Source organism: Limnohabitans sp. Hippo3 (genome assembly GCF_003063665.1).
Classification (GTDB): Bacteria; Pseudomonadota; Gammaproteobacteria; order Burkholderiales; family Burkholderiaceae_C; genus Limnohabitans_A.
Window position 1 is genome coordinate 273,405 of record NZ_NESF01000001.1, and the last position, 21,012, is coordinate 294,416.

Here is a 21,012-nt window from a genome sequence, read left to right on the forward strand (position 1 = left end):
CTGACTTATGGGCGGGTTTTGGCGGGGAGGATCGTTTTTTTGGGCATCAACTTGCCCTTGTCGGCGTCATCCAGGCACAGCAGTGTGTCCACATGCGCCATGAAACGGTTGAGGTAGTCCGGCGAGAGGTCGCGCATCAGGCCCAGCGAGCGCAGCACCAACATGTGCGAATTGATGGGCCCGGCGTTTTGCGGGGCTTGGGCGATGGCTTGGCTGACCTGCTTTTGCACGCTGATCTTGCTCAGCTGCTTTCGGAACTGCTGGATGCGCGGATTTTCGGATGGCCACCCTGGTGTTTTGCCACCCGCTTGCGGGGCATTTTTCGACCGCATGTCTTGCAGCAGCGTGGCCAAGGGGGAGGGCATCGCTGCAGGCGCTGCATGGGGCTCGCCCGCTGTGCGCGTCCGTGCTTCCAAACGTTGAACAGCCTCTTGCAGTTTGGCCAGGAGCAACAACTGCGCAGGCCCGGACAGCGTTTGCATGCGCTGGTTCAATGCTTCGATGTAGTGCCAGCCGACCGCATCTAGCCGCGCAGCACCCGAGGCGCGCAAGGCGTCAAGGTCTGGCAAGGCTGGTGTGGCTGGGTTCATGGCTTGGCTGCGTTGGCCGCTTTGGGCACCGGGGCCATTTCCACACGGCGATTCTGGGCGCGGGCTTTCTCGTTGGTGTTGGCTACCAACGGTTGCTCCTGACCAAAGGCCGCCGCAAACAGCAGTGACGAAGGCATGCCTTCTTCGATCAAGGTGCGTGTCACCGTGAGGGCACGTTGGGCCGACAGTTCCCAGTTGTCTGCAAACTGCCGGTTGCGGCTGCCGACCGCCTTGTCGTCGGTGAAACCGCTGACCATCAGCATTTCGTCCCGCGACTGCAGGTAGCTGCGCAGGGGCACCACCAGGCTTTTGAGCAGCTGGCGCCCTTCGGGTTCGAGCTTGTCGGAATTCAATTCAAAGAGCAGCTTGCCACTGATGCCAATGCGGCCGTTGTTCAAGGTGATGCGGCCACTGGCCAGTGGAATGGCCAAGGCTTGCTCCAGCGACAGGCGTTTTTGTTCTTCGACTTGGCGCTTTTGCACCTCGTCTTCGAGCTTGGACGCCATATCCAGTTGCGCCGCCATCACCCCCACCAACAGCAGCACAAACGCGCCCAGCAGGCCGGTCATCAAGTCGGCGAACGAGATCCAGGTGGGCGTGGTGGATTCGCTCTCGGCTTCAAGTTCCAGCATCAAGCGGCTCCTTCGGCTTGGCGTTGCTGCAAGGCTTCCAGCACGTCTTTCTGGCTGCCGATGCTCAGGTCGATCATTTCACGGGCCTGCGCCACGTAATAAGCCAGCTGTTCGTCGCTGCGCGTCATGGATTTTTCGATGGCCTGCTCGATGCGCTGCAGGTTGGCCATGAGTTTCTCGTTGGTTTCAGAGAACGAACGCACCGCAAAGCCAAAGGTTTCGCCCAGGCTGGCCACATCGACCGCGCTGGCCGTGACTTGCGCAGCCATCTCGCTCAGCTTGCCCGTCTCGGTCGCCACGTGTTCATGGAACTGGCCGCTGGTTTGGTTCAGCGATGCCTGGCTGGCCGTGACCATGGCGTCAATCACGCCACGCTGCTCGGTCGATGCATGGTTGATCGCGTCCAGCAAGGTGCTGAGTGTGCCCAGAATGCGGGTGCGTTCTTCGAGCAAGGCGTTGTCACGCGCCACGCTGACCGAGATTTCCTGACGCAACTGCCCAATGACTTCGGCCGCTGCTTTGGGCGCCTCAGAGGCGGTTTCGATCAGGCGGGTGATGGGGTCTTCGAGCGCGGTGCCCAGCGTGGTCAGGTGTGTGGTGACCGCAGTTTGCAGTTCTGCCAGGCGGGCCACCGCGGTCTGACCCCGCGCGTCTTCGGCGTCTCGCAGGGACGACAGCTCCTGGCGCAGCACAGCGGCCAGTTCTTCGGCCCGTTGCCGGTGTTCTGCTGTCCATTGCGCCTCCGATGCGATGCGCTCGCGCATCAGCGCTTCGCTGCTGGCCACGAGGCGTGTGATCTCTGCCAAAGTCTGTGTGGCCTGGGCTTGGGTGTGGGTGGTGATGTCTTGCGCGGTGCGGCTCAGGGTGTCGCAGATGGCTTGCTGCTGCGCCAGGGTCTGCGCACCCGTGCTTTGCCATTGATCGCGCAGCGATGCGGCCATCTGCTCCAGCGAGGCCTGCCAAGCTTGCAGACGCTGCTGGTCGGCGCTGCTTTGCAGGGCCTGCTGCTGGATGTGTGCGGCGCTGACCTGGTCAACCAAGGCCCGGGCGCTGCGCTCGAAATTCTGGCTGAACACATCCAGCGTCTGACCGACGCGTTCGGTCATGTGGCTGCTGGCTTGCTCGTGGCGCGTCAGTGTCTCGGTGCTGGTCTGCGCCAAGGCGGCGGCCAGGCTCGCCATTTGGTCGTTGAGCTGGCTCAGTTGCTGTTGCGTGTTGTGCAGCAGGCGCTCGTTCATGCCCTGGGCTTGCTCGGCCAGTTGCGTCATGCTGGCTTGCACCACCGGGCGAATGCCCTCGCTGGCGAGCTGGAGGCTCTGGCTCAGACTGCTGCGCAACGATTGGTCAACCGACTGCGCCAGCCCTGTGTAGGCGGATTTGACTTCCTGATGAAAGCTTTGCTGGTTGGCCAGCAAACGCTCGTTCAGTTGCTGGCTGGTGTCGGCCATTTGGGCCATCAGGGTCTGCAGCTGCTGTACCACCTGCGGCAGGGCTTGCGATTGTTGCTGCAGCGCTTTGAAGGTTTCTTGCCGCTGGTGCACCAGAGAAAAACCACGCAGGGTGGTTGCCGTGCAGGTGTCCAGAACTTGGGTGGCCTGTGCCCGTTCACGGCGGGCCAGACTGCTCATCAGGCCCAGCATGGCCGAGGTGGCCACACCTGCCACCGAGGTGCCAAACGCCAGGCCCAGCCCTTTGATCGGCTCTGAAAAGGCAGCACGGATTCCGGCCACATTGCTGGAGCCCTCCAGCGCAAACACGGCACCATTGAGGGTGACGACCATGCCCAGGAAGGTCCCCAGCATGCCCAGCATGACCAAGAGCCCGACCAGATAAGGCGTGAGGGCCGGACCGGGCAGGCCTGTTCGCGCACCCTCGACACGTTGACGCACCGGATTTTGCAGCCCGGCGGGCAAGGTGATCAGCCAGTCGCTGAGGCTTTGAAGGTCTTGCGGGATTGCCATCAATGCCTGATTCAAAGCCTGGGTGGTAGCGCGGTACTGGCGCAACTCCATCGCGCCAAAGACATAAACCGCGCCAATGCAGACCGTCATGGCCAGAACCAGCGGGTGACTGGCCGCCACCGATGCAGCGACCCAGACCAGCGCCAAGACACCAAGCCCAAAGGCGATCAGGAAGGAATAACGTTTCATGGTTGTTGTGGGTTTTCTTGGTTGAACGCTTCGAGCAAGCCCAGCGTGGGTTGCAAGCGTGTGTCCATTTCTGCCAGCAAAGCCATGCGCATGGCTTGGCGCAATGGCATGAGCCAGGGGGCTGTTGGGCTCAACAGGGCGGTGTTGTCTGCGGGATCAGCGTCAGCGCCGACCTGCTGGATGGCTTGGGCCTGTCGCTTGGTGTGCGCCTTGACGGCTTGTGCAAAGCGTTTTTCGTGCAGCTTGGCCACTTTGGCCAGCAAAGCGGCCTCACGCTCGGCGAGGATGTTTTCAAAAGCCGCGTCGAGCGTCGCCAGTTGCTGCAAGGCGCTGGAGCCTTTGGCCAGTTGCGCGCGCACTTGAGCACGCAAGGTCTGCAAAGTGCTTTCCATTTGCCTTTGGTGGGCGGCATAGAACCGTCGGTAAGGCTCAAAAGCCGTTTTGGGATCGATGGGCTCGTCCAGCTCAGCCGGGGGCATCTCAATCCGTGTCAGACCCGAGCCCGGCGGTGCCCCCTGCAGGATCGATTGCTCCAATTGCGCCCGCACTTTGCCCACATGTCGGCTCAGGGCCTCGCCGGACATCGGGGCGGCACGGCGCATGTGCGGCGCTTGCTCCACTGGGGATTCGGGGTTGAGCACGCCATGCAAGGCGATGGCCTGGCGAAAATTGAGCCAGTCGCCCAGTCTTTGCCCGACATCGCCCTCAGACCGCGCAGTATCGAGCAGGGCGTTTTCAGTCAAAAAACGCACCAGTCGGGAGCTGTTGAAATGGGCACGCGGCGAGGGGCGCGTCATGGGTGGGTGTTTTGGGATACGAAAAAGCAGAGCGGCGTGGCTCGGGGGGAAGGATGCCCTGGTGGGCACAGCCGATTCAGCAAAATTGTGATTTTACCCGTCGAAGGCATGGACCCCCGATCAAGTCGGGGATGACGAAATAAAGACCAGACGGCTGGAAAAAACCACTTTGTCATACCCGCGAAGGCGGGTATCCATGGCAGCCGAAGTAATTGACCCCCGATCAGGTCGGGGGTGACGAAACAGAGTGGTTGCAAGTATTTTGGTCATACCCGCGCATGCGGGTATCCACGTCCCCGCATTTCACAAAACCTTGGGTTTGAAATCACAAAACGCCGCGACCGCACACTGCCCGCACAGGGGTTTGCGGGCTTGGCACACATAGCGCCCGTGCAGGATCAGCCAGTGGTGCGCATCGACCAGGTATTTGGCCGGAATGCGTTTGAGCAGCTTTTGCTCCACTTCCAAAGGCGTTTTGCCCGGGGCGAGGCCCGTGCGGTTGCCGAGGCGAAAGATGTGCGTGTCCACCGCCATGGTCGCTTCTCCAAACGCCGAGTTGAGCACCACATTGGCGGTTTTGCGGCCGACGCCGGGCAAGGCTTCGAGGGCTTCGCGCGTGCGGGGCACCTGCCCGCCGTGTTGTTTCACCAAAATCCGGCAGGTTTCCATCAGGTGCTTGGCTTTGCTGCGGTACAGACCAATGGTCTTGATGTAGCTCTCCAGACCTGCCAAGCCCAGGTCCAGGATCTTTTGCGGCGTACCCGCCACCGGGAAGAGTTTGCGCGTGGCCTTGTTCACGCCCACATCGGTGGCTTGGGCCGACAGCAGCACGGCGGCCAGCAGCTCGAACACGTTGGTGTATTCCAGCTCGGTCACGGGCATGGGGTTGGCGGCTTGCAAGGTGGCAAAGAAGGATTCGATCTGTGCGGGTTTCATGGGGTGTCCAGAAGTTGGCAAAATGACGGCCAAGTCAACACGGGAAGATACACCATGCCTTTGCAATTTGCCGATCGCCTGAACAACGTCGAAACCTCCGCCATCCGCGAGCTTTTCAAGCTTTTGGGCAAGCCCGGCATCATCAGCTTTGCAGGCGGCTTTCCCGACAGCGCCATGTTTGACGTGGACGGCATCCGCGAAGCCAGCAACGCGGCCCTGAGCCAGGACCCCGGCGCAGCTTTGCAATACGGCGCGACCGAAGGCTTTGGCCCGCTGCGCGAGCAACTGGCTCACTTCATGGGCCAAAAGGGTGCCAAAGACGTGGCCGCAGACCAGCTGATCGTGACCACGGGCAGTCAGCAGGGGTTGGATTTGATTGGCAAAACCATGATCAGCCCCGGCGACAAGGTGATCGTGGAGGGTCCGACCTTCCTCGCAACCATCCAGTGCTTTCGCTTGTATGGGGCTGAGCTCATCAGCGTCCCGGTGGACGGCCATGGCGTCAAGACCGACGAACTGGAAAAACTGATCGCGGAGCACAAGCCGAAATTCGTCTACCTGATCCCGACCTTTGGCAACCCCAGCGGGGCCTTGATGAGCGTCGAGCGCCGTCGCCAAGTGCTGGAGATGGCCGTCAAGCACCAGACCCTGATCGTCGAGGACGACCCTTATGGCGATCTGTACTTTGGAGAAGCGCCACCGCCCAGCCTGCTGGCCATGAGCGCCTCGGTGCCCGGCAGCCGCGAGTTGCTGGTGCATTGCGGCTCGCTGTCCAAAGTGCTGTCGCCCGGCCTGCGCGTGGGCTGGATGATTGCGCCCGCCGAATTGCTGGGCAAAGCCACGATGTGCAAGCAGTTCAGCGACGCACACACCAGCACCTTTGCCCAGGCCACGGCGGCGCACTACCTGAAAGCCGGACGCATGCCCGCCACGCTGGACAAGGTGCGTGCCGTCTACGCACAACGTGCCCAAACCATGGGCGATGCGCTGCGCAAGGAATTGGGCGATGCGGTCGAGTTTGTCCAGCCGCAGGGCGGCCTGTTCGTCTGGGCGCGCCTCACAGGAGCTGGCGGCAAGGTGAACGACGGCAATGTCTACGCTAAACGCGCCATCGAGCAGGGCGTGGCCTTTGTGCCGGGCACGCCTTTCTTTTGCGCCAACCCCGATCACGCTACCTTCCGCCTGAGCTTTGCCACGGTGGGCGAAGACAAAATTCTTGAAGGCGTCTCTCGCTTGGCCAAGGCGCTTTGAGCCATGGCTGCGGGAACCGAACTGTGCATCACCGTCAACGGTACTGACGTTTGGCTGCAAGGGCAGGGTGACGAGGTCATCCTCATGCTGCACGGCTGGCCGGATACCCGCGCGCTGTGGGACGGCACCGTGGCCGCCCTGCAGGACCGCGCCACCTGTGCGCGCTTGACGCTGCCGGGCTTTGAGTCAGGCCCCTCGGCCACCAGCTTGGACGACATGTGCGAACTGCTGCGCCAGGTCGTGGACCGCATCAGCCCGGACAAACCCGTGACCCTGATGCTGCACGACTGGGGCTGCATTTTTGGCTATCAATTCGCCATGCGCCACCCCGAGCGGCTGACCCGTGTGGTGGCGGTGGACGTGGGTGACCACAACTCGGGTGCCTTGTTGCGCAGCTGGGGCGCGAAGGAAAAACTCTCTGTGATGGGCTACCAGGTCTGGTTGGCCTTGGCCTGGAAAATCAGTGGCCGTCTGGGCACCCGCATGACCCGCGCCATGGCGCGTTGGCTGCGTTGCCCGACCGACCCGGCCACCATCACGCACAAGATGAACTACCCCTACGCCATGCAATGGTTTGGCGCGGCGGGTGGATTCAAAGGTGCAGCGCAAATCAAATTACCGATGCCGCTGCTGTTTGTTTATGGCGAGCGCAAGCCCTTCATGTTCCATTCTTCCAAATGGCTTGAGAAAATCGCCGTTACGCCCGGCTGTGCGGTGCAGGGTTTGCCTTGCGGGCATTGGGTCATGATCTCGCGGCCGGAGGCCTTCCATGCCCGTGTGCGTGAATGGCTGTGGGGCGGGGCTTGAGGGTGAAGGCATGCAAGCCGAAGACCTGTTCAAACTCGTCAACACGCCCATGCCATTTGGCAAGCACAAGGGTGTGCTGATTGCCGACTTGCCCGGCAACTACCTCAACTGGTTTGCACGCGAGGGATTCCCCAAGGGCGAGGTGGGCCGCTTGCTGCAGCTGATGCAGGAGATTGACCACAACGGGCTGAAAGACCTCCTGCAGCCCTTGCGCCGATGATGCGCTCGGTCATGCATGGATGCCGGAGCAAGTCCGGCATGTCATGGGCAAGTCCTGCGTGTCCTGGGTCAGTAAAGCGACTTTCTCATGACTGTCACCCCGCACTTGATGCGGGGTCCATGCCAGCTTGAGCTCAAGGCCTGACGACTTCTAGCAGCCGATCCAACCCGCCTTCGTTGATCGCCACCATCGCCTGCTCGCGCACCTTGGGCTTGGCGTGGTAAGCCACCGACAAACCGGCTGCGCCCATCATCGGCAGGTCGTTGGCACCATCGCCGACAGCGATGCATTCGTGCGGCTCGATGCCCAGCAGCGACGCCACTTCGAGCATGGTTCTGCGCTTCTCGGCCCCGTCGCAAATGTCGCCCCAGCTTTGCATGACCAGGCCGCCCGTCAGTTCACCGTTCACCACTTCAAGTCGGTTGGAGCGGGCAAAGTCGATGTTCAGGCGCTCTTTCACGCGGTCCGCGAAAAAGGTGAAACCACCTGACACCAGCAGCACCTTCATGCCCGCCTTCTGGCAGGCCGCAATCAGCTCGGCCGCGCCCGGGTTGATCTTCAGGCGCTCGGTGTACACGCGCTCCATGTCGGCCAGCGTCACGCCCTTGAGCAAAGCCAAACGGCGGCGGAGGCTTTCCTTAAAGTCGGTGATTTCGCCTCGCATGGCGGCCTCGGTGATGGCCGCCACCTCGGACTTGCGGCCCACGGCATCGGCAATCTCGTCGATGCACTCGATGCTGATGAGCGTGGAGTCCATGTCAAACGCGATCAGTTTGAAGTGGGACAGTGACAGGGGGGCGGTGAAACCTTGAATGGCGAGGCCGGGGGCGAAATGGGTGACAGTGGCGGTGGCAGATGTCATGGGTAATTGGAGTCAAAGTAATGGGGATCAGGCCAGCCAGTTTTGAAGCTTCAGTCCGGGTACGCGGGCAAAGGCCATATCAGCACTCACCAGTGTGGCATCACAACGAATGGCCTGCGCGGCGATCAGCAGATCGTTGGGCCCCAGAGGGGTGCCGCTGGATTCGAGGGTATTTCGCAATTGGGCATAAACAGGTCCATCTGCTTCGTCCATTGAGATGACTTTCAGCCCCCGCATTTGCAGCTCGTAAGCGCGCTGAAGACGCGGGCTCGGCCGCTTGTGCAAGCCGTAAAGCAACTCGCATTGCACGACGATGCTGGTGCACAAATCGATGTCCGGCTGTTCGCGCAGGACTTGCATGGCACGGCGAGCGGCCATGCCATCACCGTCCATCATCATGTGGCTGACGATGTTGGTGTCCAGAAGATAGGTGCTGCTCATTTTTCGAGATCAATGTCGTCGAGCGGCATCAGGCCTTCGTCCACATCTGGGAATGACTCATGGCACTGGCCAAGTTTTTTGATTTCCTCCAGCGCCATCAACAAGGCTGCTGCAGATCCGCGCTGCGGCCAAGCAGCAACAGGCTCCAAAACCAAGGTGTTGCCCACTTTTTTCATGATGACTTCTTGGGCTTCAAACTCGAACTCGCGCGGAATTCGCACCGCCTGGTTCGCACCATTGCGAAAAAGCCGCACATGGCGACCGGGATCGGCCGGCGCAGGCGCGTCAGTGGGCGTCAAATAAGGGGCGGATTTCTCGGCGGCCGTGAGGGCAGTAGAACTCATGATGCACCTCCATGAAGTAGGGAGTTGATTTTAACATATGCCAGGCATATGCTTGGTGGTTGCTTGCTGTCTTCGGTGCCTTCGGCTCAAGCCGCCACTTCCACCTTTGGCGTCCCCAAACTTCTCAGCACATCCCGCACCATCTGCGCCCGCGCCTTGGGATCGGGCAGTTCGCGTTCGATGCGCAGCTTGTCGTTGCCAGCCAGCTTGATGTGTTTGTTCTTCTGGATCAAACCAATGATGGCCATCGGGTCCACGGGCGGGTTGGGCTTGAAGGTGATCTGTATGACGCCCGGGGCGGCGTCGACCTTGACCACGCCATAGGGCTGGGTCAGCACGCGCAGGCGGTGCACGTCGACCAGGGTCTGCGCTTGTGCAGGTAGCTTGCCAAAGCGGTCCACAAGCTCTTCGAGCAGGGCGTCGATCTGATCGCTGGTCTTGGCGGTGGCCAGCTTTTTGTAAAAGCTCAGGCGCAGGTGCACATCGCCGCAGTAGTCGTTGGGCAGCAGGGCAGGGGCGTGCAGGTTGATGTCGGTGGTGACGTTCAGCGGGTTGAGCAAATCGGGTTCCTTGCCTGCTTTCAAGCTGCGCACCGCTTCCGACAGCATTTCGTTGTAGAGCTGAAAACCCACTTCGAGCATGTTGCCGCTCTGGTTTTCGCCCAGCACCTCGCCCGCGCCGCGAATTTCCAGGTCGTGCATGGCCAAATAGAAGCCGCTGCCCAACTCTTCCATTTGCTGGATGGCGTCGAGCCGCTGGGCGGCTTGTTTGGTCAGGCCTTCGATCTCGGGCACCATCAAATAGGCATAGGCCTGGTGGTGGCTGCGGCCCACGCGCCCGCGCAGCTGGTGCAGCTGGGCCAGGCCAAACTTGTCGGCGCGGGAAATCACGATGGTGTTGGCTGTGGGCACGTCGATGCCGGTCTCGATGATGGTCGAGCACAAGAGGATGTTGTAGCGCTGGGCCACAAAGTCGCGCATCACGCGTTCGAGCTCACGCTCGGGCATCTGGCCGTGGGCCACGGCGATGCGGGCTTCGGGCAAGATTTCTTCGAGCTTTTGCTTGCGGTTCTCGATGGTCTCGACCTCGTTGTGCAAAAAGTAGCACTGGCCGCCGCGCTTGAGTTCGCGAAGCACCGCCTCGCGGATCACGCCCGTGCCTTCGTTGCGCACAAAGGTCTTGATGGCCAAGCGGCGTTGCGGTGCGGTCGCAATCACGCTCAAATCGCGCAAGCCCTCCAGCGCCATGCCCATGGTGCGGGGGATGGGGGTGGCGGTGAGTGTGAGCACATCGACCTCGGCCCTCAGGGCTTTCATGGCCTCTTTGTGGCGCACGCCAAAGCGGTGCTCCTCGTCGATGATGAGCAGGCCCAGGTCGTGGAATTTGGTGGATTCGCTCAGCAGCTTGTGCGTGCCGACCACGATGTCCACCGTGCCGTCGGCAATGCCTTTGAGTGCTGCGGTGACTTCTTTGCCCGACCGAAAGCGCGAGACTTCGGCCACTTTGACGGGCCATTTGGCAAAGCGGTCTTTGAGCGTCTGGTAATGCTGCTCGGCCAGCAGCGTAGTGGGCGCCAGCAGGGCGACCTGTTTGCCGCCCGTCACGGCCACAAAAGCGGCCCGCAGGGCCACCTCGGTCTTGCCAAAGCCCACATCGCCGCAGACCAGGCGGTCCATGGGGCGGGGGCTGATCATGTCTTGAATCACGCAGTGGATGGCGGCCTTTTGGTCGGCGGTTTCTTCAAAGCCGAAGTCGTTGGCAAAGGTCTCGTAGTCTTGCGGGCTGTAGCGGAAAGGGTGGCCCTCGCGTGCGGCGCGGCGGGCGTAGATGTTGAGCAGCTCGGCGGCCGCATCGCGCACTTGTTCGGCGGCTTTGCGTTTTGCTTTTTCCCATTGGCCACTGCCCAGCTTGTGCAGCGGCGCTTCGTCGGCGCTCACGCCTGTGTAGCGGCCAATCAGTTGCAGCTGGCTCACCGGCACATAGAGCGTGGCCTTGTCGGCGTATTCCAGGTGCAAAAATTCCTGCAGGGCGGGCGTGCCGTCTTCGTTTTTTTGGCCCATGTCCATGTTGACCAGACCCCGGTAGCGGCCAATGCCGTGGGCACTGTGCACCACCGGATCGCCCACGTTCAGCTCGCTCAGGTCTTTGATCAGCGCTTCCACATCGCTGACTTGTTCCTGCTTTTTGCGGCGGCGGGTGACAGCCCCTGCCGCGAAAAGTTCGGTTTCGGTGACGAGGTCGATGTCTTTTTCAAACCAGTGGAAACCGCTGGTGAGCGCGGCGGTGGCCATGCCGACTTTTTCGTCGCTGGCCAAAAAGTCTTGCAGGCTGTCGAACACGGGTGGTGTCAGGCCGCTGGAGCGCACGAAGTCGAGCAAGCTTTCGCGGCGGCCGTCGCTCTCGGCCAGGATCAGCACGCGGCTGGCACTGCTGCGGATGTGCGCTTGCAATCTGGCCAGGGGGTCTTCGGCACCGCGCACCACCGTCAGTTCGGGCAGGGACTGGGCGAGGGTGTTGTCGGCCACGTCTTGCGTGCCAGCACGCAGGGCCAGTTGCGCGTGGCCGTTGGTCAGTGTGTAGAACTGCTCCGCACTCAAAAACAGCGCATCGGGCGGCAGAACAGGCCGCTCAGGGTCGCCCTGCACCAGGCGGTAGCGGTCGCGGGTGTCTTGCCAAAAGCGCTGAAAGGCGGGTTCCAGATCGCCGTGCAGCACCACGGTGGCGGCGTCCGCCTGACCCGCGCCCAGGTAATCAAACACCGTGGCGGTTTCTTCAAAAAACAGCGGCAGGTAGTACTCGATGCCCGCCGTGGCCACGCCGTTGCCCATGTCTTTGTAGATTCGGCTCTTGGTTGGGTCGCCTTCGAGCAGTTCACGCCAGCGGCTGCGAAAGCGTGCACGCGCTGCTTCGTCCATCGGGAACTCGCGCCCGGGCAGCAGACGCACCTCGGGCACGGGGTAGAGGCTGCGCTGGCTGTCGGGGTCAAAGGTGCGGATGCTGTCGATCTCGTCGTCAAACAAATCCACCCGGTAAGGCACCAAAGAGCCCATAGGGAAGAGGTCGATCAAGCCGCCGCGCACCGCGTATTCGCCAGGGCTGACCACCTGGCTCACATGCGAGTAGCCCGCCAGCGTGAGCTGGGCCTTGAGTTGGGCTTCGTCGAGCTTTTGCTTGACTTTGAACTCGAAGGTGTAGCCCGCCAAAAAGGACGGTGGGGCCAGCCGGTACAGCGCCGTGGTGGCAGGCACCAGCACCACGTCTGCGCTCTCGGCATGGTTGCGCTGCTTGATGCGCCAGAGCGTGGCCAGGCGCTCCGAAATCAGGTCCTGGTGGGGCGAGAAGGTGTCGTAGGGCAGGGTTTCCCAGTCGGGGAACATCACGCAGCGCAGATCGGGCGCAAAAAACACCAGTTCGTCCATCAGGCGCTGGGCATCGGCCGCGTCGGCGGTGACGATGGCGGTGAGCTTGCCCGCTTTCTTTTCGCGCTCAGCCAGCTGGGCCAGCAGCACGGCATCGGCCGATCCGGCGGGGCGGGGCAGGGTGAATCGTTTGCCGGAAATCAGGCTGGGCAGTTGCATGGGAGCGAAGGGCAATGGCGAAGTGAAAAAGCAAAACACCCCCCGCCGTCATGGAGGGGGGTGAAGAAATCGTCAGACGCCGCCATTGTAGAAGCGAGGCAGCAGAGCCCCCGAGCTGGTCGTGGGCATGAGGCGGCGAACTCGAACGAGGCAGCAGGAGCGACCTCCTACAATTCAAGCCCATGTCGTCGACCCCTACCACTCCCCGTTTTCATGCCTTGGTGCCTTGCGCGGGCACAGGCAGCCGCGCAGGCACACCCATGCCCAAGCAATACCAGATGGTGGCTGGGCAAGTCATGGTTTTGCATACCCTGCAGGCGCTGGCCCGTGTGCCGCAGCTGGCCAGTGGTTGGGTGATTCTGTCGCCGGGTGATGATTTCAAATGGCCCCAAGTCGGTTGGCCTGCGCATTTCAGGCGTGAGGCTTGCGGTGGCGCGACCCGGGCCGAGAGCGTATTCAATGGCCTGAGCGCCATGCTGGCAGCAGGCGTCGCGGCGCAAGACTGGGTGCTGGTGCACGACGCAGCGCGTTGCTTGGTCACCCCCGAGGCGGTGTCGCAACTGATCGAAGCTTGTCAAGATGACCCGGTGGGCGGTTTGCTGGCTTTGCCGCTGCCCGACACTTTGAAATCGCACACCCTGAACGGGCAGCTTGCCCGCGTGGCCAGCACCGTGCCGCGCGAAGACAAATGGCTGGCCCAAACCCCGCAAATGTTCCGTTTGGGTGCTTTGCATGCTGCCTTGGCAGACGCGGCAGCCACAGGGTTTGCAGGCATCACCGACGAGTCGAGCGCGATGGAGCGCCAGGGCTTGGCGCCCCGCCTGATGCCCTGCTCGGCCCAGAATTTGAAAGTCACTTACCCGGCCGACTTCGCGTTTGCCGAGGCGGTTTTGAAAGGCAGAACATGAACATCCGCATTGGCGAAGGCTGGGACGTGCACGCCTTGGTGCCCGGGCGACAGCTGATTTTGGGTGGGGTCAAGATTCCTCACACCACAGGCCTGCTGGGCCATTCAGACGCCGATGTGCTGTTGCACGCCATCACCGATGCGGTGCTGGGCGCTGCGGGCCTGGGCGACATAGGACGGCATTTTCCGGACACGGATGCGCAGTTCAAGGGCGCCGATTCGTCGGTGCTGTTGCAAGAGGCCATGCGCCGGGTACGCGCCCAAGGCTGGGAGCTGGTGAATGTGGACAGCACCATCGTGGCGCAAGCCCCCAAACTCGCCCCGCACATAGCGGCGATCAACGCTGGGGTGGCCAAGGCGCTGGGCGTTCAAGCGGACCAGGTCAATGTGAAGGCGAAGACCGCCGAAAAGCTCGGCCCTGTGGGCATGGGCCAAAGCATCGAAGCGCGTGCGGTGGCTTTGCTGAAAAAGGCTTGATGGCAAGCTTGAGCTGGTGATCCCACATTCGCGAGCAGGGGCTCGCTCCCACGAAGACCAAACTTCCTGTCTTTGACTTTGTGGGAGGTCGCCCCTGCGGCCGAATCTCTGCTGTGGCTCAAGCCTCGTTGTGCGCTTGCCTGAACTTCATCAGGGCCATCAAGCCGCCCGCGCTGTTGTTGAACACCGAAAACGTGCCCCCCATGCGCTGCACCGAGCGCTCGACAATGGCCAAGCCGAGGCCCGAGCCTGTGGCCGAGGTTCGAGCCGCGTCGCCCCTGAAAAACGGTTGCGTCAGGTTTTTCAGGGCCTCATCAGACACCCCGGGGCCTTGGTCGCGCACACGCAACAGAACCCAGCCTTCATGCACCCGGGCGACGATTTCGACCCGCGTGATGCCATCGCTGGGGCTTTGGCCATAGCGGCGGGCGTTTTCCAGCAGGTTCGACAACACCCGAGACAGTTCCACTTGTTCGGCCTTGACCTGCAGGTCTTCTGCCACATCCACACTGATCTCGAAGCGCGGGTTGTTGCGCCAGGGGGCGATGCTGCGGCTGATCACGCCGGACAGCAGCACCGGACCGAGCTCGGTCGGTTCAGGGCGGGCGTAGTCGAGGAATGTGTCGATGATGGCGTCGAGTTGCGAGATGTCGGCGGCCATCAAGTCGCGGGTTTCTGGATCGCTCACGCTCAGCTCGGTCTCCAGCCGCAAGCGGGCCAGGGGCGTGCGCAAGTCGTGCGAGATGCCCGCCAGCATCAAGGCCCGCTCTTGCTCGATTTTGGCCAGGCGTTCGGCCATGCGGTTGAAGCCGATGTTGACCTCGCGGATTTCGCTGGTGGCCGCGTCTTCGTCCAAGGTCGAGGTGTTGAAGTGGCCTTCGCGCACTTGACTCGCCGCAAAGGACAAGCGTTTAAGCGGGCGGTTGATCAGGCCCGCCATGATGGCGGCCCCCGCCAAAGACAGCGCCAAGGTCACGGCCAGCCAGGTCAGCCAGGCCGAGCCGCCCAAGGGGCGAAGCCGCTCCGGGTCCATTTGCAGCCAGTAGCTGTCTCGCTCGATCTTGAAGCCCACCCACAAACCGGAGGCGTCGTTCACCCGTGAGGCGATAACGGTGTCCGGCCCGAGTCGTCTGGCCATTTCCTGCGCCAATCGGCTCTCCATGTCTGATTCACCATAAGGCACCACACGGTCGCTGGGTTCTCGAATCAGGATGCTGAGGTCTTCCTCGTCGGCCAGCATTTTGAGCAGCGCGACACGGGCAATGGCATCCGAGTGCATCAAGGCCGTTTTGGTCAGGTTGACGACGGTCGCAATTTGGTGGGCATTGCGCAAGATGCGCGGCTCGTACTCTTGGGTACGAAACATTTGCAGCCAAGCCAGGCTGCTGAACAGGATCAGCAAGGCCAGCAAAAAGAAGGTGCGCCAAAACAGACTCAATTTGAGCCTGCGCGGCGATTTATCGGGCTGGGCACCTTCGGGCGAGGTGATTTCTGCAGGGTTCACGGCTGCCCATCAGGCACAAAGACATAACCGACGCCCCAGACGGTCTGGATGATTTTGGGCGATGCGGGATCGGCCTCGATCATCTTGCGCAGTCTGGAAATCTGGACGTCCAGACTCCGGTCGAACGGCTCGAAGTCGCGGCCACGGGCCAATTGGGCCAGTTTGTCGCGTGTCAGGGGTTGCTTGGGGTGGCGGGCCAGGGCCTTGAGCATGGCAAATTCGCCGCTCGTCAAGGGCATGTCCTGGCCATTTTTAGACAGGGATCGGGTGCCCAAGTCCAGCGAAAAAGCGCCAAACACAATGACTTCGTGGTCACCCGAAGAGGGCGCGCCGGGCACCTCACCTTGGGGCCTGCGGCGCAACACCGCATGGATACGCGCCAGCAACTCGCGCGGGTTAAAGGGCTTGCCCAGGTAGTCATCGGCCCCGATTTCCAGGCCCGTGATGCGGTCCACGTCTTCACCTTTGGCGGTGAGCATGATGACCGGGGTTTTCATACCCGCGGCCCGCAGCCGTTTGCAAATGCTCAGACCGTCCTCGCCAGGCAGCATCAGGTCGAGCACGATCAGGTCGATCGTTTCGCGTTGCAAGATGCGGTCGAGGGCTCGACCGTCTTCAGCCAGCAGCACATCGAAGCCCTCGGGCGACAAAAATCGACGCAACAAATCGCGGATGCGGGTGTCGTCGTCAACGATGACGATCTTGTCCAGGCGTGCAGAAGTACTCATGGCATTACTGGGCGGTCCAGCCGCCGTCCATGTTCCAGGCTACGCCGCGCACGTTGTTGCCCGCGGCCGAGCAGAAGAAGACCGCCAGCTCGCCCAGCTCTTCTGGGGTGGTGAACTGCATGGAGGGCTCTTTCTCTTGCAGCAGAACTTTTTTGGCCTCTTCGTTGGACAAGCCCATGGCTGCAGCCTTGGCGTCCACCTGTTTTTGCACCAGCGGAGTCAACACCCAGCCGGGGCAAATCGCGTTGCAGGTCACACCTGTGGTGGCGTTTTCGAGGGCGGTGACCTTGGTCAGGCCCACCACACCGTGCTTGGCGGCTACATAGGCCGACTTTTCGGCAGAGCCCACCAGGCCGTGGATGGATGCCACGTTGATGATGCGGCCCCAGTTGGCGGCCTTCATGGCGGGCAGGGCCAGGCGTGTGGCGTGGAAGGCGCTGCTCAAGTTGATGGCGATGATGGCGTCCCAGCGCTCGACCGGGAAGTCTTCGATGCGGGCGACGTGTTGGATGCCCGCGTTGTTCACCAGGATGTCGACCCGGCCAAAGGTGTCGGCGGCGAACTTCATCATGGCTTCAATCTCGCTGGCCTTGCTCATGTCGGCACCGTGGTAAGCCACTTTCACGCCCAAGGCGGCGATCTCGGCCTTGGGGCCTTCGGCATCACCAAAACCGTTCAAAACAATGTTGGCGCCTTGCTTGGCCAAAGCCTTGGCAATGCCCAGACCGATACCGCTGGTTGAACCTGTGACCAGTGCTGTTTTACCTTGCAACATGATTTCCACTCCGAAAGATGAATTAGGATGTTCAAAAGTCCATTATGGCGCTGTCACCGACCTGTTTCAGTAGCAAAGCCGCCAGATTGTTTCCGATTGTCATGACTGCCACCCACAACGCCTCTCGCCTCTCGCCCCAGCTCGAATGGGTGACTTGTCCCCACCCCGAGGGCCAGCACCGCATGGCTTTTTGGCGTTGGGGCGAGGCCACAGCACGCCGTGTGGTGGCGTGCGTGCACGGCCTGACCCGCCAAGGCCGGGATTTTGATCGCCTGGCCCATGCCCTGGTCGCACAAAGTCCAGAGCCGCTGCAGGTCATTTGTCCCGATGTGGCCGGGCGAGGGCGCAGCGAGTGGCTGAGTGATCCCGCCCACTACCAAATTCCGCAATATGCAGCCGACATGCTGGCCATGCTGGGTCAGATTCAGCTGCAGCTGGGGGCCGACCAGCCCTTGCAAACCTTGGACTGGGTGGGCACCAGCATGGGCGGTCTGATTGGCATGGTGTTGGCTGGACAGCCCGGGCTGCCTTTGCCGTGCCCCATTCGCCGCCTGGTGCTCAACGATGTGGGCCCCGCCATCACCTGGTCATCGGTGCAGCGCATGCAAGGCTATGTGGGCCAATACGGTCAATACCGCGACCTCGATGAAGCCGCGGCAGCGCTCTGGGACTTGTCGCAAGGCTTTGGACCGGTCTTGCCCGAAGTCTGGCGCGAAATGTCGGCCCACATGATGCGCCCAGGCACTGATGGCCAACTGACCCTGCATTACGACCCGGCCATCGGCGTGCCCGTCAGGGCCATGACCCCCGAAACGGCCGCTGCTGGCGAAGCCATGCTCTGGACTTTGTACGACCAAATTCAGGCGCAAACCCTCTTGATTCGCGGGCAGGACTCGGACTTGCTGACCGCAGAAACGGCCTTGCAGATGACCCAACGCGGCCCCCGTGCCCGACTGGACACCTGGCCCGGCTTTGGCCACGCGCCCACTCTGACAGGAGACGACCAGATCGCGGTGGTGGCCAAGTTCTTGCTTGGACCTTGACACCATGGTCAGCCCCACATTCAGCCATTCCGCCAGCCCGATGGCGACCACACCCCGTTTGCACGCGTCCAGTCTGCACGCGTCGCAATTGCCCCCTGTCATGCTGGCCACGGCCGATGCTTCCGGGGTGATCGATCCCGGCGAAACACTGGCCAAAGCCCGTGCTTTTGCAGAACCCCTGATTGCCGGTGAAACCCTGGACACGGGCGAAAACATCCTGGCGCATGCCGATGCCGTGGCCGCGATCCTGGCGGACATTGGCGGCTCGGTCGCCATGCAGGCGGCCAGTTATTTGGTCTATGCCTGCCCGCACCTGAACAAGCCCGAAGAGGTGATCGCCAAGGCGTTTGGCCCGCATTTGGCGCAACTGGCCATGCAGACGAACCAGCTGGTGCATGTGCAACGCTTGTCTCGAGCAGCTGAATCGAGCACGCACGGTCCAGACAACACGCCGCTGAGCCCCCGCATGCAGACCGAGAACGTGCGCAAAATGCTGCTGGCTTTCAGCCGCGATTTGCGCGTGGTCATGCTGCGCCTGGCCTCGCGTTTACAAACCTTACGACATTACGCCGCCACCAAGCTGCCGGTGTCGGCCGCTTTGGCCAGTGAGTCGCTGCAAGTGTTTGCACCGCTGGCCAACCGTTTGGGCATCTGGCAGATCAAATGGGAAATGGAAGACCTGTCTTTCCGTTTTCTGGAGCCTGCCACTTATAAGGACATTGCCCGCCTGCTGGATGAAAAACGCACCGAGCGCGAGCGCTACATGGTGGCGCTGCGCGAACGGCTCCAGCAGGCCTTGGCCAGCCAGGGCATTGAGGCCTCGGTCGAGGGGCGGCCCAAACACATCTACAGCATCGTGCGCAAAATGCGCGGCAAGGCCTTGCCCTTTGAGCGTGTGTTCGACATCCGGGCACTGCGCGTGGTGGTGCCCACCGTGGCCGACTGCTACCAAGTGCTCAGCTGGGTGCACGAGCACTTTGTGCCGATTGCCGAGGAGTTTGACGACTACATCGCCAAGCCCAAAGCCAACGGCTACCAGTCGCTGCACACCGTGGTGCGCGATGCCGATGGGGGCCCCATCGAGGTGCAAATCCGCACCCGGGCCATGCATGAACACGCAGAGCACGGCGTGGCCGCGCACTGGGCTTACAAGGAGGCCGGGGCCAAAGGCTACGCCGGGGTGTCGGCCACCAGCGAATACGACACCAAAATCGCCGTGCTGCGCCAACTGCTGGCTTGGGAGCGCGACTTGTCCGGGGCTGCTCAAGCCAATGACCAGGGCGGCGGCCTATTTGACGACCGCATTTATGTGCTGACGCCCGATGCGGCTGTGGTGGAGCTGCCGCAAGGCGCCACGCCCATCGACTTTGCCTACACGGTGCACACCAACCTGGGCCACCGCTGCCGGGGCGCCAAGGTGGACGGGGCGATGGTGCCACTGAACACCCAGCTGGCCAACGGCCAGACAGTCGAGATCACCGCCATCAAGGAAGGCGGGCCGTCGCGCGACTGGCTCAACCCGGAATTGGGCTTTTTGGCCAGCCCGCGTGCGCGGGCTAAAGTCCGCGCCTGGTTCAACGCGCAAGTGATCGCCGAAACCGTGGCCCGTGGGCGTGAAGCGGTTGAGAAATTCCTGCAGCGCTTGGGGCGTACCTCGATCCGCCTGGAGGACCTGGCCAGCCAGCTGGGCTTCAAGTCGGCTGAGGGGCTGTTTGAGGTGGTGGGCAAGGACGAATACTCCCTGCGCAACATCGAAGTCCTGCTCAACCCGCCAGAGCCTTCGCTGGAGCCGGACGAGTATTTTCAGAAGAAGTTCAAAGGTGCCGCGGCCCGCAAATCGCCCTCGGGCGTGCTGGTGGTGGGGGTGGATTCCTTGCTCACACAACTGGCACGCTGCTGCAAACCTGCGCCGCCCGATGCGATCAGCGGCTTTGTCACGCGCGGCAAGGGCGTGAGCATTCACCGCCAGGACTGCAGCAACTTCCGCGAATTGGCCTCACGCCATGGCGAACGTGTGATCGAGGTGCGTTGGGGCGAGCACAAGGGTGCAGATGCCTTGGTGTACCCGGTTGACGTGGCGGTGGAAGCCTTTGACCGGCAAGGCTTGCTGCGCGACATCTCCGAAGTGTTTGCCAAAGAAAAGATGAACGTCATCGGTGTGCAAACCCAGTCCGTCAAAGGCACGGCCTGGATGACCTTCACGGTGGAGATCGGCGACGCCGCCCGCCTGAACAAGGTTCTCGGCACCGTGCGCAGTGTCAAGGGGGTGCGGGCTGCACGAAGGCGGTGAGCACGTCTTATTGGAACTCACCCGGAAAACCCGATTTTTCCCGCTATAATTCAAGGCTTAGTAGGCGCGTAGCTCAGTTGGTTAGAGCACCACCTTGACATGGTGGGGGTCGCTAGTTCGAATCTAGTCGCGCCTACCAAATTCGGTAGGAAAATCAAGCACTTGGCGGAAACGCCCGGTGCTTTTTTTCGTCCATACGCCCAAATTGAGCGTATCTCGGTCACTTTTCCGCCACTCGCTTGCACTTTGCGGTCCACCAGTGTGCATGCAAGCCTGAACAGTTTGTCTTTAAGGCTTGCCCACGGCTTTGATGGCGTGTGACTGCAACTGCGCCAGCGTCACAAAGTCCAGCGCACGTTCGTGCGTGCATTCCAGCACCACGGGCGGTGCAACGCCAGCATCCAGGGCTTCTTTCCAGCGGGTGGCGCACAGCCACCAACGGTCGCCCGCTTTCAAACCGGCAAAGCGGTATTCACGGCTGGGGGTAATGAGGTCGTTTCCCCGGGCCAGCGAAAAATCCAGAAATTCCTGCGTGACTTTCGCGCACACCACATGGCTGCCCTGGTCATGTTCGTCCGTGTTGCAGCAGCCGTCCCGGTAGTACCCGGTCAACGGGTCGTAGGAGCAGGGGACCAGCGCCTCCACCAAGACGTTGCGTGCGTTGTCGCTCATGATTTTTG

General features: G+C 61.9%; 20 protein-coding genes and 1 tRNA gene. 8 read left to right on the forward strand and 13 right to left on the reverse strand.

Annotation, left to right across the window (positions count from 1 at the left end; translation table 11 throughout):
* Positions 1–5 precede the first annotated feature (5 nt).
* From B9Z34_RS01330 to nth, 5 genes are all read right to left on the reverse strand, one after another.
* Positions 6–590 (reverse strand): DUF2894 domain-containing protein, encoded by a 585-nt coding sequence (locus B9Z34_RS01330; RefSeq protein ID WP_108426280.1) that lies wholly within the window; start codon positions 588–590, stop codon positions 6–8.
* Positions 587–1,222 carry an OmpA family protein gene (locus tag B9Z34_RS01335; RefSeq protein WP_108426281.1) on the reverse strand — a complete coding sequence of 212 codons (636 nt, stop codon included), beginning with the start codon at positions 1,220–1,222 and terminating at the stop codon, positions 587–589. The genes B9Z34_RS01330 and B9Z34_RS01335 overlap by 4 nt, the downstream gene beginning before the upstream one ends.
* Positions 1,222–3,372 carry a DUF802 domain-containing protein gene (locus tag B9Z34_RS01340; RefSeq protein ID WP_108426282.1) on the reverse strand — a complete coding sequence of 717 codons (2,151 nt, stop codon included), beginning with the start codon at positions 3,370–3,372 and terminating at the stop codon, positions 1,222–1,224. The genes B9Z34_RS01335 and B9Z34_RS01340 overlap by 1 nt, the downstream gene beginning before the upstream one ends.
* Complete coding sequence (locus B9Z34_RS01345) at positions 3,369–4,169, reverse strand: DUF3348 family protein (protein WP_108426283.1); 801 nt, start codon at positions 4,167–4,169, stop codon at positions 3,369–3,371. The genes B9Z34_RS01340 and B9Z34_RS01345 overlap by 4 nt, the downstream gene beginning before the upstream one ends.
* A gap of 303 nt (positions 4,170–4,472) precedes the next feature.
* Positions 4,473–5,105, reverse strand: coding sequence for an endonuclease III (nth, locus tag B9Z34_RS01350; RefSeq protein WP_108426284.1), 633 nt, complete (start codon positions 5,103–5,105; stop codon positions 4,473–4,475).
* 54 nt (positions 5,106–5,159) lie between these two features.
* On the opposite strand from nth, the gene B9Z34_RS01355 reads away from it, so the two are divergent.
* The 3 genes from B9Z34_RS01355 to B9Z34_RS01365 are packed head-to-tail and all read left to right on the forward strand — an operon-like array spanning position 5,160 to position 7,383.
* Positions 5,160–6,356: a PLP-dependent aminotransferase family protein gene (locus B9Z34_RS01355; RefSeq protein ID WP_108426285.1), complete on the forward strand. Its 1,197-nt coding sequence runs from the start codon at positions 5,160–5,162 to the stop codon at positions 6,354–6,356.
* 3 nt (positions 6,357–6,359) lie between these two features.
* Positions 6,360–7,163 carry an alpha/beta fold hydrolase gene (locus B9Z34_RS01360; RefSeq protein WP_108426286.1) on the forward strand — a complete coding sequence of 268 codons (804 nt, stop codon included), beginning with the start codon at positions 6,360–6,362 and terminating at the stop codon, positions 7,161–7,163.
* A gap of 10 nt (positions 7,164–7,173) precedes the next feature.
* A complete protein-coding gene (locus tag B9Z34_RS01365) occupies positions 7,174–7,383 on the forward strand; it encodes a DUF3820 family protein (protein ID WP_108426287.1) in 210 nt (69 codons plus the stop codon).
* A 133-nt stretch (positions 7,384–7,516) separates the two neighbouring features.
* Here B9Z34_RS01365 and serB read toward each other — a convergent pair whose 3' ends face one another.
* The 4 genes from serB to mfd all read right to left on the reverse strand — a co-directional run bounded on the left by serB (position 7,517) and on the right by mfd (position 12,608).
* Entirely contained in the window at positions 7,517–8,245 is a 729-nt protein-coding gene (gene serB / locus B9Z34_RS01370; RefSeq protein WP_108426288.1) for a phosphoserine phosphatase SerB, read from the reverse strand.
* A 27-nt stretch (positions 8,246–8,272) separates the two neighbouring features.
* Positions 8,273–8,686, reverse strand: a complete 414-nt coding sequence (locus B9Z34_RS01375) for a PIN domain-containing protein (RefSeq protein ID WP_108426289.1) — start codon at positions 8,684–8,686, stop codon at positions 8,273–8,275.
* On the reverse strand, positions 8,683–9,030 hold the full coding sequence (locus tag B9Z34_RS01380) for an antitoxin (protein WP_108426290.1): 348 nt from the start codon (positions 9,028–9,030) through the stop codon (positions 8,683–8,685). The genes B9Z34_RS01375 and B9Z34_RS01380 overlap by 4 nt, the downstream gene beginning before the upstream one ends.
* A gap of 86 nt (positions 9,031–9,116) precedes the next feature.
* Complete coding sequence (gene mfd, locus B9Z34_RS01385; RefSeq protein ID WP_108426292.1) at positions 9,117–12,608, reverse strand: transcription-repair coupling factor; 3,492 nt, start codon at positions 12,606–12,608, stop codon at positions 9,117–9,119.
* 182 nt (positions 12,609–12,790) lie between these two features.
* On the opposite strand from mfd, the gene ispD reads away from it, so the two are divergent.
* On the forward strand, positions 12,791–13,516 hold the full coding sequence (ispD, locus tag B9Z34_RS01390) for a 2-C-methyl-D-erythritol 4-phosphate cytidylyltransferase (RefSeq protein WP_108426294.1): 726 nt from the start codon (positions 12,791–12,793) through the stop codon (positions 13,514–13,516).
* Complete coding sequence (ispF, locus tag B9Z34_RS01395) at positions 13,513–13,992, forward strand: 2-C-methyl-D-erythritol 2,4-cyclodiphosphate synthase (protein WP_108426295.1); 480 nt, start codon at positions 13,513–13,515, stop codon at positions 13,990–13,992. The genes ispD and ispF overlap by 4 nt, the downstream gene beginning before the upstream one ends.
* A 118-nt stretch (positions 13,993–14,110) precedes the next feature.
* Here ispF and B9Z34_RS01400 read toward each other — a convergent pair whose 3' ends face one another.
* Genes B9Z34_RS01400 through B9Z34_RS01410 form a run of 3 tightly spaced genes read right to left on the reverse strand, consistent with a single transcriptional unit; the run spans position 14,111 to position 16,999 of the window.
* Positions 14,111–15,496 (reverse strand): sensor histidine kinase, encoded by a 1,386-nt coding sequence (locus B9Z34_RS01400; protein WP_108426296.1) that lies wholly within the window; start codon positions 15,494–15,496, stop codon positions 14,111–14,113.
* On the reverse strand, positions 15,493–16,224 hold the full coding sequence (ompR, locus tag B9Z34_RS01405) for a two-component system response regulator OmpR (RefSeq protein WP_108426297.1): 732 nt from the start codon (positions 16,222–16,224) through the stop codon (positions 15,493–15,495). Before ompR ends, B9Z34_RS01400 begins: the two co-directional genes overlap by 4 nt.
* Positions 16,225–16,228: 4 nt before the next feature.
* Entirely contained in the window at positions 16,229–16,999 is a 771-nt protein-coding gene (locus tag B9Z34_RS01410) for a 3-hydroxybutyrate dehydrogenase (protein WP_108426848.1), read from the reverse strand.
* Positions 17,000–17,100: 101 nt separating this feature from the next.
* Between B9Z34_RS01410 and B9Z34_RS01415 the strand changes: the two genes are divergently transcribed.
* From B9Z34_RS01415 to B9Z34_RS01425, 3 genes are all read left to right on the forward strand, one after another.
* Positions 17,101–18,042 carry an alpha/beta fold hydrolase gene (locus B9Z34_RS01415; RefSeq protein WP_108426298.1) on the forward strand — a complete coding sequence of 314 codons (942 nt, stop codon included), beginning with the start codon at positions 17,101–17,103 and terminating at the stop codon, positions 18,040–18,042.
* A gap of 40 nt (positions 18,043–18,082) precedes the next feature.
* Positions 18,083–20,332 (forward strand): bifunctional (p)ppGpp synthetase/guanosine-3',5'-bis(diphosphate) 3'-pyrophosphohydrolase, encoded by a 2,250-nt coding sequence (locus B9Z34_RS01420; RefSeq protein WP_108426299.1) that lies wholly within the window; start codon positions 18,083–18,085, stop codon positions 20,330–20,332.
* A gap of 62 nt (positions 20,333–20,394) precedes the next feature.
* Positions 20,395–20,471 (forward strand) — tRNA-Val (locus tag B9Z34_RS01425).
* A 149-nt stretch (positions 20,472–20,620) separates the two neighbouring features.
* Here the strand turns inward: B9Z34_RS01425 and B9Z34_RS01430 are convergent.
* Positions 20,621–21,004: a DUF2237 family protein gene (locus B9Z34_RS01430; RefSeq protein ID WP_108426300.1), complete on the reverse strand. Its 384-nt coding sequence runs from the start codon at positions 21,002–21,004 to the stop codon at positions 20,621–20,623.
* Positions 21,005–21,012: the final 8 nt, after the last annotated feature.

Bases quoted from the DNA above. Each gene is read 5' to 3' on its own strand.
- B9Z34_RS01330 (WP_108426280.1), bottom strand. From the start codon at position 590: ATGAACCCAGCCACACCAGCCTTGCCAGACCTTGACGCCTTGCGCGCC.
- B9Z34_RS01335 (WP_108426281.1), bottom strand. From the start codon at position 1,222: ATGCTGGAACTTGAAGCCGAGAGCGAATCCACCACGCCCACCTGGATC.
- B9Z34_RS01340 (WP_108426282.1), bottom strand. From the start codon at position 3,372: ATGAAACGTTATTCCTTCCTGATCGCCTTTGGGCTTGGTGTCTTGGCG.
- B9Z34_RS01345 (WP_108426283.1), bottom strand. From the start codon at position 4,169: ATGACGCGCCCCTCGCCGCGTGCCCATTTCAACAGCTCCCGACTGGTG.
- nth (WP_108426284.1), bottom strand. From the start codon at position 5,105: ATGAAACCCGCACAGATCGAATCCTTCTTTGCCACCTTGCAAGCCGCC.
- B9Z34_RS01355 (WP_108426285.1), top strand. From the start codon at position 5,160: ATGCCTTTGCAATTTGCCGATCGCCTGAACAACGTCGAAACCTCCGCC.
- B9Z34_RS01360 (WP_108426286.1), top strand. From the start codon at position 6,360: ATGGCTGCGGGAACCGAACTGTGCATCACCGTCAACGGTACTGACGTT.
- B9Z34_RS01365 (WP_108426287.1), top strand. From the start codon at position 7,174: ATGCAAGCCGAAGACCTGTTCAAACTCGTCAACACGCCCATGCCATTT.
- serB (WP_108426288.1), bottom strand. From the start codon at position 8,245: ATGACATCTGCCACCGCCACTGTCACCCATTTCGCCCCCGGCCTCGCC.
- B9Z34_RS01375 (WP_108426289.1), bottom strand. From the start codon at position 8,686: ATGAGCAGCACCTATCTTCTGGACACCAACATCGTCAGCCACATGATG.
- B9Z34_RS01380 (WP_108426290.1), bottom strand. From the start codon at position 9,030: ATGAGTTCTACTGCCCTCACGGCCGCCGAGAAATCCGCCCCTTATTTG.
- mfd (WP_108426292.1), bottom strand. From the start codon at position 12,608: ATGCAACTGCCCAGCCTGATTTCCGGCAAACGATTCACCCTGCCCCGC.
- ispD (WP_108426294.1), top strand. From the start codon at position 12,791: ATGTCGTCGACCCCTACCACTCCCCGTTTTCATGCCTTGGTGCCTTGC.
- ispF (WP_108426295.1), top strand. From the start codon at position 13,513: ATGAACATCCGCATTGGCGAAGGCTGGGACGTGCACGCCTTGGTGCCC.
- ompR (WP_108426297.1), bottom strand. From the start codon at position 16,224: ATGAGTACTTCTGCACGCCTGGACAAGATCGTCATCGTTGACGACGAC.
- B9Z34_RS01410 (WP_108426848.1), bottom strand. From the start codon at position 16,999: ATGTTGCAAGGTAAAACAGCACTGGTCACAGGTTCAACCAGCGGTATC.
- B9Z34_RS01415 (WP_108426298.1), top strand. From the start codon at position 17,101: ATGACTGCCACCCACAACGCCTCTCGCCTCTCGCCCCAGCTCGAATGG.
- B9Z34_RS01420 (WP_108426299.1), top strand. From the start codon at position 18,083: ATGGCGACCACACCCCGTTTGCACGCGTCCAGTCTGCACGCGTCGCAA.
- B9Z34_RS01430 (WP_108426300.1), bottom strand. From the start codon at position 21,004: ATGAGCGACAACGCACGCAACGTCTTGGTGGAGGCGCTGGTCCCCTGC.